General features: G+C 74.0%; 7 protein-coding genes. 2 read left to right on the top strand and 5 right to left on the bottom strand.

Annotation, left to right across the window (positions count from 1 at the left end; all coding sequences use genetic code 11):
- Nucleotides 1–8: 8 nt before the first annotated feature.
- The gene (locus AB0D45_RS29435) at nt 9–1,481 is read right to left on the bottom strand and encodes an aminopeptidase (RefSeq protein WP_361599640.1); all 1,473 of its coding nucleotides are present in this window, start codon (nt 1,479–1,481) and stop codon (nt 9–11) included.
- Nucleotides 1,482–1,566: 85 nt separating this feature from the next.
- Nucleotides 1,567–1,935, bottom strand: a complete 369-nt coding sequence (locus AB0D45_RS29440; protein ID WP_361599643.1) for a hypothetical protein — start codon at nt 1,933–1,935, stop codon at nt 1,567–1,569.
- Between the two features lie 154 nt (nt 1,936–2,089).
- Between AB0D45_RS29440 and AB0D45_RS29445 the strand changes: the two genes are divergently transcribed.
- The gene (locus tag AB0D45_RS29445; protein WP_361599646.1) at nt 2,090–2,644 is read left to right on the top strand and encodes an EF-hand domain-containing protein; all 555 of its coding nucleotides are present in this window, start codon (nt 2,090–2,092) and stop codon (nt 2,642–2,644) included.
- 25 nt (nt 2,645–2,669) lie between these two features.
- Here the strand turns inward: AB0D45_RS29445 and AB0D45_RS29450 are convergent, their stop codons facing one another.
- From AB0D45_RS29450 to speB, 3 genes are all read right to left on the bottom strand, one after another.
- Entirely contained in the window at nt 2,670–6,440 is a 3,771-nt protein-coding gene (locus AB0D45_RS29450) for an ABC transporter ATP-binding protein (protein WP_362464556.1), read from the bottom strand.
- Nucleotides 6,441–6,607: 167 nt separating this feature from the next.
- Complete coding sequence (locus tag AB0D45_RS29455) at nt 6,608–8,296, bottom strand: thiamine pyrophosphate-binding protein (protein WP_362464559.1); 1,689 nt, start codon at nt 8,294–8,296, stop codon at nt 6,608–6,610.
- A gap of 56 nt (nt 8,297–8,352) precedes the next feature.
- On the bottom strand, nt 8,353–9,315 hold the full coding sequence (gene speB, locus AB0D45_RS29460; protein ID WP_125595322.1) for an agmatinase: 963 nt from the start codon (nt 9,313–9,315) through the stop codon (nt 8,353–8,355).
- Nucleotides 9,316–9,431: 116 nt separating this feature from the next.
- Here speB and AB0D45_RS29465 point away from each other — a divergent pair, with 116 nt between their 5' ends.
- On the top strand, nt 9,432–10,700 hold the full coding sequence (locus AB0D45_RS29465) for a PucR family transcriptional regulator ligand-binding domain-containing protein (RefSeq protein ID WP_362464562.1): 1,269 nt from the start codon (nt 9,432–9,434) through the stop codon (nt 10,698–10,700).
- Nucleotides 10,701–10,710: the final 10 nt, after the last annotated feature.

Consider the following 10,710-nt stretch of genomic DNA (forward strand, 5'->3'; position numbering starts at 1 on the left):
CCCCGGCCCTACCGGCGCAGCGACTCGCGGCGCAGGTCGGTCTGGTCGAGCTGCGGGTCGGGCGCGGCGAGCGGCGCCGCCTGCGGGGCGGTCCGTCCGGTGCTGAAGACGTTCGCGGCGGGGGCCACTCCGGCCCACTGGAGGATCCGCGAGGTCGCGAGGGCCTTCTCGCCGTCCTGGAGCTTGGAGACGTTGGCCCCGTGGTTGGCACCCGGTGCGATCATCACGTAGCTGTCGCGGACCCCGTACCCGAGGTGGAAGGGCTCGGCGCCCCACGGGTCGTTCTGCCCGTACACGAACAGCATCCGGTCGGCGTTGTTGCGCACCCAGGTGTCCACGTCCGCCATGGCCGCCGGCTTGAAGGTCATCGGGATGTCGCGCGGGACGAAGTTGCGCGGCGGCTGGTAGCCGTAGCGGCTCAGGCCCGCCAGATGCGGCTGCTTGATGTCGGGCGAGCCGAGCTGCGTACCGGCCTGGTAGTAGTACGGCGTGTACGTCTCCAGGCCCTGGTCGGCGTAGGCCGAGAAGCCGGAGATCGCGTCGACCGTGTCCCAGATCTGCTGGTCGGTGGCGGTCTTGGCGTCCGGGATCGCGGCGCAGTCGGAGAGCAGGCTGTACTGCCAGAACGCCCAGGTGTAGTCGAGCACGACGGCCTCGAAGGCCTTGTCGAGGCTGCCGACGGTGTGGAAGGTCCAGCCGTTCTCGGCGGCGGCGGCCGTGTACTTGGCCTCCAGCGGCTCGCGGCGCACGAGCGCCTCGCGCTGCACCGCGTTCAGCTTGTCGCGGCACTCCTTGGTGCCGACCTTGGTGAAGAACCGGTCGTAGGCCGAGTCCTCCTTGTTGACGACGTCGTTGGGCGCCACGTAGGCGACGACCCCGTCCATGTCGCGCGGGTAGAAGCGCTCGAAGTACGTCGCCGTCATACCGCCCTTGCTGGCGCCGGTGGCGAGCCAGTTCTTGGTGTAGATCTTCTTCAGGGCGGTGAAGAGGCGGTGCTGGTCGCTGGCGGCCTGCCAGATGTCCAGCTTCGACCAGTCCGCCGGGTCGGGGCGGGACGGGTTGAAGAATCGATACTCCATCGACAGCTGGTTGCCGTCGACGATGGTCGTGGGCTCCGCGCGCCGCGGGCTGGTGTTGACGTTGTAGCCGGAGGTGTAGAACACCGTGGGCCGGGAGACGTCCTTGTGCAGCAGGGTGATGCGCTGCTTGAACGTGCCCTTCGAGGGCTGCCGGTGGTCGACCGGCTGCTCGTAGTTCATGACGAAGAACCGGTAGCCGGGGTACGGCTTCTCCTCGATCAGGCTCATGCCCGGTATCGCGAGGAGCTGGTCCAAGATGTCGGCCGCGGAGCTGTCCCCCGCGACGGCCTGCGCGGCGGCGGCCGGCTCTGCGGCGGTGGCCGTCTGAGCCGTGAAGCCGGCCGTGCCCATGGTGCCGATCAGCACCGCGACGGGCAGCAGCCGGCCAAGCGTCTTGCGCATTCACCCTCCCCTTGAGTTCACTGTGGTCGCCCGTGAACCTAGCGGGGCCAACACGCCCGTGAACAGTCCCCGTTGGGCCGCTCCCTCAGCACAGGATCCAGCCGGAGTCGACGGATCCGGCCGCCACACCACCCCTTACGTACACACACCGGTTGATGGCGCCGACGGTGACGGGGCCCGCGTACCGGGTGAATTGCCCCGCATCGCCCAGCGGGACGCCGCCGCGCGGCTGAACGCTCACCTCCATGTGGCGGCGCTCCCCGGGGTCGAGGGCGACGTTCACCGCGCAGACCTGGGTCCGGCTCTTGTACACGCGCACCTCGGCGCCGGGCAGCGGCAGCACCTTGACCAGCTGCCCCGGACACCCGCCGGTCGCGGCCCGCGCCTGCGGCGCCGCCGCCAGCACCCCGCCCGCCGCGAGCCACAGTGCGGCCCCGAACACCCCCAGGGACACGACCCGCCCCCGCCCCGCACGGCCTTGCCGCATGCTGACCCCCCGCTCGGTCGTACGTAACACGTACGCACGTACGACGCGCAGACCTCCCGGAAGGTTGCACTACTCTGGGCGATCGACCGAACGCCCAACGTAGCCGTGAAAGGCAGCCGACATGACGACCGATCTGCTCGACCGCAAGCTGGAACGCGCGTTCGCGCACCTGGACGCCGACTCCAACGGCGTGATCGACGAGAAGGACATGATCGCGCTCGGGTCGCGGCTGCTGTCGGCGCTGTCGGAGCCCGCCGACTCCCCCAAGGCCGCCGAGGTGTTCCGCGGGCTCACCGACTTCTGGGTGGACCTCTTCGGCGAGCTCGGCGTCGGCCAGGACCAGAAGCTGACCCCCGGGCAGTACCGCGACGGCATGACGCGCCTGTACAAGGACGGCGGCCCGGCGTACGAGAAGTCCTTCCGGCCGATGATGAAGGCGATCCTCACGGTCGTCGACACCAACGGCGACGGGCACATCAGCCCCGAGGAGTTCCACCAGGCCCAGCTCGCCTTCGACACCAAGCTGGAGCCCGCCGACGCGGACGCCCTCTTCGCGCGGATCGACAAGAACCACGACGGCTACCTGTCGGTGGACGAACTCCTCGACGCCGTACGCGAGTACTACACCGGTGACGACGAAGACGCCCCGGGGAACCTGCTCTTCGGCGAGCTCTGATCCCCGGGGCGCCCCCGCGCGGCGGCTAGGCGGCCGCGGCCGCCTCGTCCTCGCCGGCGAAGGTGCGCCACAGCTGCGCGTAGCGGCCGCCGCGGGCCAGCAGCTCGGCGTGGCTGCCGTCCTCGACCACCCGGCCCCGGTCCATGACCACCACCCGGTCGGCCCGGGCCGCCGTGGTCAGCCGGTGGGCCACCACGAGGGTGGTGCGCTTGCCCGCGAGCCGCTCGGTGGCCTGGTTGACCTGCGCCTCGGTGGCCAGGTCCAGGGCCGCGGTGGCCTCGTCCAGCAGCAGCACGTCCGGGTCGACCAGCTCGGCCCGGGCCAGCGCGATCAGCTGGCGCTGGCCGGCCGAGAGGTTGCGGCCGCGCTCGGCGACGGCGTGCAGGTAGCCGCCGTCCAGGGTGGCGATCATGTCGTGGGCGCCGACCGCGCGGGCGGCCGCCTCCACCTCGGCGTCGCTCGCACCGGGCCGGCCGTAGGCGATGGCGTCGCGCACCGTCCCCGGGAAGAGGTACGGCTCCTGGGGGACGACCCCCAGCCGGTGGCGGTACGCCGTCAGGTCCAGCTCCCGCAGGTCGGTGCCGTCGGCCGTGACCCGGCCGGCGGTCGGGTCGTAGAACCGGGCCACCATCTTGACCAGCGTCGACTTGCCCGCCCCGGTTTCGCCGACGAAGGCGACGGTCTGCCCGGCGGGTATCCGCAGGCTGATCCCGGCCAGCGCCTCCCCCGTCTCGCCGCGCTCCCCGGCCGTGCCGTACTGGAAGCGCACGCCCTCGAAGGCGATCTCACCGCGCAGCGCGGTGACCTCGCGCGGTTCGGCCGGACGCGGGGTGGTGGTGGGCTCGCGCAGCAGGCCCTGGATCCGGCCGAGGGAGACGGTGGCCTGCTGGTAGCCGTCGAAGACCTGCGAGAGCTGCTGCACCGGGGCGAAGAACAGGTCGATGTAGAGCAGGTACGCCACCAGCGCGCCGGTGGTGAGCGTGGCCGCCTCGACCCGGCCCGCGCCGACGATCAGCACGGCCGCCGCCGCGCCGGAGGACAGCAGCTGTACGAAGGGGAAGTAGACGGATATCAGCCACTGGCCCCGCACCCGTGCCTCGCGGTACGCGTCGCTGCGCTCGGCGAACCGGGCCCGGCCGGCGTCCTGGCGGCGGAAGGCCTGCACCAGGCGGAGCCCGGCCACCGACTCCTGGAGGTCGGCGTTGACCAGGCTGACCCGGTCGCGCGCCAGCTCGTACGCGGCCACCGACTTGCGGCGGAACACGATCGTGCCGAGGACCAGCACGGGCAGGGTGGCGAAGACGATCAGCGCGAGTTCCACGTCGAGGACGAGCAGGGCGATCAGGATGCCGAAGAAGGTCAGGACGGAGACGACGGCGGTGACGAGCCCGGTCTGCAGGAAGCTGGACAGGGAGTCCACGTCGGTGGTCATCCGGGTCATGATCTTCCCGGTGAGCTCCCGCTCGTAGTAGTCCAGGCCGAGCCGCTGGAGCTGCGCGAAGATCTTGACGCGCAGGGCGTAGAGCACGCGCTCGCCGGTGCGCCCGGTCATCCGGGTCTCCGCGAACTGCGCGGCCCACTGCCCGCCGACCACGGCGAGGGCCAGCAGGGCCGCGGCCCACACCGCGCCCAGGGCGGCCTTCTCGACGCCCTGGTCGATGCCGTGCCGGATCAGGACGGGCAGCAGCAGCCCGGCGCCCGCGTCGAGGGCGACCAGGGCGAGGCTGACGGCGAGCGGCGTCCAGAAGCCGCCCAGCAGCCGGCGCAGGCCGTAGCTCTCCTCGGCGGCCGCGGCCCGGTCCTCGTCCACCGCGGGTTCGTCGTCGGCGGGCGGCAGCGCGGCGACCTGCGCGAGCAGTTCGGGGGTGGCGCCGGGCGCCGGGGCGGCCTCGGACTCGTCCCGGCGCCGCCACAGCTCGGGCGTGATCCCGTCGACGGCGCGCCGCTTGGCGCTCACCGGCTCGGAGTCGATCTCGGCCTCGAGCTCGATGTCCTTCTCGAGGTCCCGCTCGAACTCCGCCATGGACGGGGCGTCGGGGGTGCGCGGCGAGTGCGCGCCGAGGACGTCGGGGTCGGTGAGCAGCCGCCGGTACAGCGCGGAGCGGTGCTCCAGCTCCTCGTGCGTGCCGATGTCGGCGAGCCGCCCGTGCTCGAGTACGGCGATCCGGTCGGCGAGCGCGAGGGTGGAGCGGCGGTGGGCGATCAGCAGGGTGGTGCGGCCCGCCATCACGGCCCGCAGCGCCTCGTGGATCTCGTGCTCGACGCGGGCGTCGACGGCGGAGGTGGCGTCGTCCAGGAGCAGCAGGCGGGGGTCGGTGAGGAGGGCGCGGGCGAGCGCGATGCGCTGGCGCTGGCCGCCGGAGAGGGTCAGGCCCTGCTCGCCGACCTTGGTGTCGTAGCCGGCGGGGAGGGCCTCGATGAACCCCTCCGCCTGGGCGGCGCGGGCGGCGGCGCGGATCTCCTCCTCACCGGCCCCGGGGCGGCCGAAGGCGATGTTCGCGCCGATGGTGTCGGAGAACAGGAACGAGTCCTCGGGCACCAGGCCGATGGCGCCGCGCAGGGAGTCGTACGTCAGCTCGCGGACGTCGTGGCCGCCGATCCGCACGGTGCCGTGGTCGGCGTCGTAGAAGCGGGGCAGGAGCAGCGAGACGGTGGACTTGCCGCTGCCGGAGGCTCCCACGAGGGCGACGGTCTCGCCCTCGGCCAGGGCGAGGGAGAACCCGTCGAGGACGGGGCGCCCGGGCTCGTACCCGAAGCGGACGTCCTCGAACTCGACGGTCGCGGGGGCGTCGGCGGGCAGCTCCCGCGTGCCTTCGGCGATCTCGGGTTCGGTGTCGATGAGCTCGAAGACCCGCTCCACGCCGGCGCGGGCCTGCTGGCCGACGGTGAGCACCATGGCGAGCATGCGCACGGGGCCGACGAGCTGGGCGAGGTAGGTGGAGAAGGCGACGAAGGTGCCGAGGGTGACCTGGCCGCGGGTGGCCATCCAGCCGCCGAGGGCCAGCATGGCCACCTGGGCGAGGGCGGGTACGGCCTGGAGGGCCGGGGTGTAGCGGGAGTTGAGCCGGATGGCGCGCATCCGGCCGCCGAAGAGCCGGCGGCCGGCCGCGCGGAGCTTGCCGGTCTCCTGCTCCTCCTGCCCGAAGCCCTTGACGACCCGTACGCCGGTCACCGCGCCGTCCACGACGGAGGCGACGGCGGCGGCCTGGCTCTGGGCGTACCAGGTGGCGGGGAAGAGCTTCTTGCGGCTGCGCTTGGCGATGAACCACAGGGCGGGGGCCATCAGCAGCGCGACGAGGGTCAGCAGCGGGGACAGCCACAGCATGATCCCGAGGGATATCCCGAAGAGGAGGAAGTTCCCGATCGTCATGGGCAGCATGAAGAGCAGGCCCTGGATCAGCTGGAGGTCGCTGGTGGCCCGGCCGACGACCTGCCCGGTGGACAGCTCGTCCTGCCGGCGCCCGTCGAGCCGGGCGATGGTGTCGTACATGTCGGTGCGCAGGTCGTGCTGCACGTCGAGGGCGAGGCGCCCGCCGTAGTACCTGCGTATGTAGGTCAGGACGTAGACCAGCAGGGCGGCGCCTATGAGCAGGGCGGCCCAGGGCCCCATGGGCTTGCTCTCGTCGCCGATGACGTCGTCGATGATGACGCGGGTGACGAGGGGTACGAGCGCCATGACGGCCATGCCGGCCAGCGAGGACCCGAGCGCGAGCAGAACGTTGGCCTTGTACCGCCAGGTGTAGGCGGCCAGCCGCCTGCCCCAGCCCTGTTTCTCCCCAGCCTGCGCCGCCGTCACGTGGTGCCTCCCCGTCGGTCCTGTCCCTGCCGCCTCCCCCAACGCCCCCACCGGCGGATTTCATCCCACCGCAACAACTCGAACATGCGGCCCGGGCGCCCGCGGAGCACGCGGGGAGGGCCGAACGGGCCAGGGCCGGCCGTCCCGGCCGGCCTGGGGGGCCGCCGTCACGCCAGGTGCGTCGGGGCGAACATCTTGAGGGTGGTGGGGAGGACCAGGACCGAGGGGCCTGGGGTCTTCAGGGCGCGGGCGAGGTCTTCGCGGAGGGTGTCCGGGGTGGTGGTGGAGGCCGGGACGCCGAAGGAGGCCGCCAGGGCGGCGAAGTCCGGGCGGGCCAGTTCCGTGGCCGTGGTGCGGCCGTCGAAGGCGGCCGTCATGTACTCGCGCAGGATCCCGTAGCCGCCGTCGTCCACGATCAGCCAGGTGACGTCCAGGTCGTGTTCCTTCGCGGTGGCCAGCTCCGAGAGGGAGTACATGGCGCCGCCGTCGCCGGAGACCGCCAGGACCGGGGTGCCGGGCTCGGCGACCGCCGCGCCCAGAGCCGCCGGGAAGGCGTAGCCGAGGCCGCCCGCGCCCTGCGCCGAGTGCATGGTGTTGGGGTGCTTCGCGTCGAAGGCGGACCAGGCCCAGTAGGACAGGATCGTCATGTCCCAGAAGGACGGCGAGCGGGGCGGCAGGGCCTGCCTGATGGCGGTCAGGAGGCCGCGTTCGAGGGCGACGTCCTGGGGAGCGAGGCGGTCCTCGATGGCGGCGAGCAGCGCGCGGACCCGTCCGGGGGCCTCCTCGTCCGGGCGGGGCTCCACCGTCTCCAGGAGGGCCTGGAGGGCGAGGCGGGCGTCGGCGTGGATGCCCAGGGCGGGGTGGTTGGACTCCAGCTTGCCGAGGTCCGCCTCGATCTGGACGACCCGGCCCGTGGGGAAGAACGTGTGGTAGTTGGAGGACAGTTCGCCGAGGCCGGAGCCGACCACCAGCAGGACGTCCGCGTCCTCCAGGAAGTCCGTCATGTGGCGGTCCTCCAGCCAGGACTGGAGGGAGAGCGGGTGGGTCCAGGGGAAGGCGCCCTTGCCGCCGAACGTGGTGACGACCGGTGCGTTCAGGCGTTCCGCGAGCTGCCTGAGCTTTCCGGCGGCGTCGGCGCGGATCACGCCGCCGCCGGCGATGATCACCGGTCGGGCGGCCCGTGACAGCCAGTGCGCGGCCAGCGCCGTCAGCTCCGGTCGCGGGGCCAGTTCGTGCGGGGCGGCGTCCATGCCGGTCACCTGCGGGATCAGCGTCTCCGCGCGCAGCACGTCCTCGGGGATCTCCACCCAGACCGGGCCGTGCGGGGCGGTCAGCGCCGACTCCCAGGCCTCGGCGATCACGGAGGGGATCTGGGACGGGGTGCGGGCGGTGTGGACCGACTTCACCACGTCGCGGAAGGAGGCCGACTGGTCCCGCAGCTCGTGCAGGTGGCCCCGGCGGCCCCCGCCCAGGCCCGCCGTGGGGACCTGGGAGGAGAGGGCGAGGACCGGCGCCGAGGCGGCGGCCGCCTCCGCCAGGGCGGGCAGCGACATCAGCGCCCCGGGGCCGGTGGAGAGCAGCAGCGGGACGGCCTCGCCGGTGAGCCGGCCGTAGGCGTCGGCGGCGAAGCCCGCGTTGTTCTCCGTACGCAGGGCGACCAGGCGCAGGTCGGAGCGGCCGACCGCGTCGAAGAGGCCCAGCGCGTGCTGGCCCGGCAGGCCGAAGACGGTGGTCGCGCCGAGGCCGCGCAGCGTCTCCACGACCAGGTCCCCGCCCGTGCGGCCCGGCGGCGGCGCCAGGGCGGCCGCCGTCTGGGCCTCGGTGGGACGGAGTACCAGGTCGTGGTCGTGCGTCACGCGCGTACGTGCCCTTCGTGCTGCGGTCGTCCCGTCCGCGCCGCCGGCCGGGCTGGTCAGCCCTGGCGGGAGGCGGCGATCTGACGGCTCATGATCGTGGTCAGCTCGTACGCGGTGTGCGAGGCCGCGACCGAGGTGATCTCCGCGTGATCGTACGCCGGGGCGACCTCGACGACATCGGCCGAAACCAGGTTGCAGGAGGACAGGCCCCGGATGATCTCCAGCAGCTCGCGGGAGGTCATGCCGCCCGCCTCGGGGGTGCCGGTGCCCGGCGCGTGGGCCGGGTCGAGCACGTCGATGTCGATGGAGATGTACAGCGGGCGGTCGCCGATGCGCTGGCGCAGCTGGTCGGCGACCTCGTCGGCGCCGCGGCGGTAGACGTCCGCGGAGGTGACGATGCCGAAGCCCATCTTGGCGTCGTCGTCCAGGTCCTGCTTGCCGTACAGCGGGCCGCGGGTGCCGACGTGGGAGAGCGCCTCGGTGTCGAGGATGCCCTCCTCGACGGCGCGGCGGAACGGCGTGCCGTGGGTGTACTCGGCGCCGAAGTAGGTGTCCCAGGTGTCCAGGTGCGCGTCGAAGTGCAGCAGGGCGACCGGGCCGTGCTTCTTGGCGACGGAGCGCAGCAGCGGCAGGGCGATGGTGTGGTCGCCGCCGAGGGTCATCAGGCGGGAGCCGGAGGAGAGGAGCTCGTCGGCGGCGGCCTCGACCGTCTCGACGGCCTCGTTGATGTTGAAGGGGTTCACCGCGATGTCACCGGCATCCGCGACCTGCGCGAGGGCGAAGGGGGAGGCGTCCTGGGCCGGGTTGTACGGGCGCAGCAGGCGGGAGGCCTCGCGGATGGCGTTGCCGCCGAAGCGGGCGCCGGGGCGGTAGGAGACGCCGGAGTCGAAGGGCACGCCGACGACGGCCACGTCGGCGGAGCCGACCTCGTCGAGGCGCGGCAGCCGGGCGAAGGTCGCCGGGCCCGCGTAGCGCGGGATGCGGGAGGAGTCGACGGGGCCGCGCGGCTGCGTGCTCATGGGGGGTGCCCTTCTGGTGGTCCTGCGGGTGCGGTCCTTCGAGCGTAAGCGCGCCGCGGGAGGGTGGGGAGGGTACGTTTCATCCATCTGGCAGCGCCGAAATGTACGGAGCATCCATGGCCGACCTCCCGGTCCCCCCGAACCCCGGCAACGGGCCGCGGGCGGCGCCCGCCGGGGAGCCGATGACGCCGCCCGTCGGGCTCGCGGGGCTGCTCGGCGAGCGGGGGCTCGGGCTGCGGCACCTCGCGGGGCCGGCGGCGGCGGAGGTGCACGGGGTGCACGCCTCCGAGATGGCGGACCCGTCCCCGTACCTGCTGGGCGGCGAGCTCCTGCTGACGGCCGGGGCCACGCTGACGGAGGCCGGGGCCGGCGCCTACGTCGGCCGGCTCGCCCGCGCCGGGGCGGCCGCGCTCGGCTTCGGCGTGACCCCGGTCCACGAGGTGGTCCCGCCCGGTCTGGCCGAGGCGTGCGAGCGGTACGGGCTCCCGCTCGTGGAGGTCCCGCCGGGAACCCCGTTCACGGCGCTCGCCCGCGCCGTCGGGCGGCTGATGGCGGAGGCGCGCACCCGGGAGCTGCGCCGGGTGGCCGAGGCGCAGCAGGCCCTGGCGGCGGCCGCGGCCCGCCCGGATCCGGTCCCGGCGGTGCTGTCCAGGCTGGCGGTGAACCTGGGCGGCTGGGCGGCGCTGCTCGGCCCGGGCGGCACCGGTACGGGGGCCGAGGGTACGGGGGCCGACCGGCCGGGGCCCGGCGGTACGGGGCCCGGCGGCGCGGGGCCCGGCGGCGCGGGGCCCGGCGGTACCGCCGGGGGCCGGCCCCGGACCGCGGAGGCGGCGGGGACCCCGGGCGCCGCGATCCCCGGCGCCGGGGCGGCCGGAGCCCCCGGAACCGGCCTGGGTGCCGTCGCGACCGCCGGGGCCGTTCCCGGCGCGGACGTGCTCGACGCCGTGGACGCGCTGGCCCGCCGCGTGGCCCAGGGAGCCGCGGCCACCGCCACCGACGCCCTCGGCGCCACGAGCCTGGCCGCGTACGCCGTGGGAGGCGGGCGCGTGCTGGCCCTGGCCGGCCCGGGCCGGACCCCGGGCGACCACACCATCGCCTCCATCGCCGCCGTCCTGCTGACCCTGCTCACCGCGGAGCGCCCCGCCGGGTCGGAGGCGGCGGCCCTGACCCGGCTGCTGCTGGACGGGAACCCGGCCCGGGCGCTCGCCCCCGGGCCCTGGTACGCGGTCCACGCCCGGGGCTCCGGCGACCCGCGGGCCCTGGCCGCCGCGCTGGGCACCGTACTGCTGGACCCGCGCGGGCCCGCCGTACGGCTGCTGACCGACCGCGAGCCCGGGCCGCAGCCGGGCTGGCGGCTCGGGGTGAGCGCCGCGGCCGCGCCGTGACCGTGGACTC

The organism is Streptomyces sp. NPDC048352 (assembly GCF_040651895.1).
Taxonomy (GTDB): domain Bacteria; phylum Actinomycetota; class Actinomycetes; order Streptomycetales; family Streptomycetaceae; genus Streptomyces.

What these genes read in the sequence shown, in the direction of transcription:
- AB0D45_RS29435 (WP_361599640.1), bottom strand. Translation starts at nt 1,481, where the DNA reads ATGCGCAAGACGCTTGGCCGGCTGCTGCCCGTCGCGGTGCTGATCGGC.
- AB0D45_RS29445 (WP_361599646.1), top strand. Translation starts at nt 2,090, where the DNA reads ATGACGACCGATCTGCTCGACCGCAAGCTGGAACGCGCGTTCGCGCAC.
- speB (WP_125595322.1), bottom strand. Translation starts at nt 9,315, where the DNA reads ATGAGCACGCAGCCGCGCGGCCCCGTCGACTCCTCCCGCATCCCGCGC.
- AB0D45_RS29465 (WP_362464562.1), top strand. Translation starts at nt 9,432, where the DNA reads ATGGCCGACCTCCCGGTCCCCCCGAACCCCGGCAACGGGCCGCGGGCG.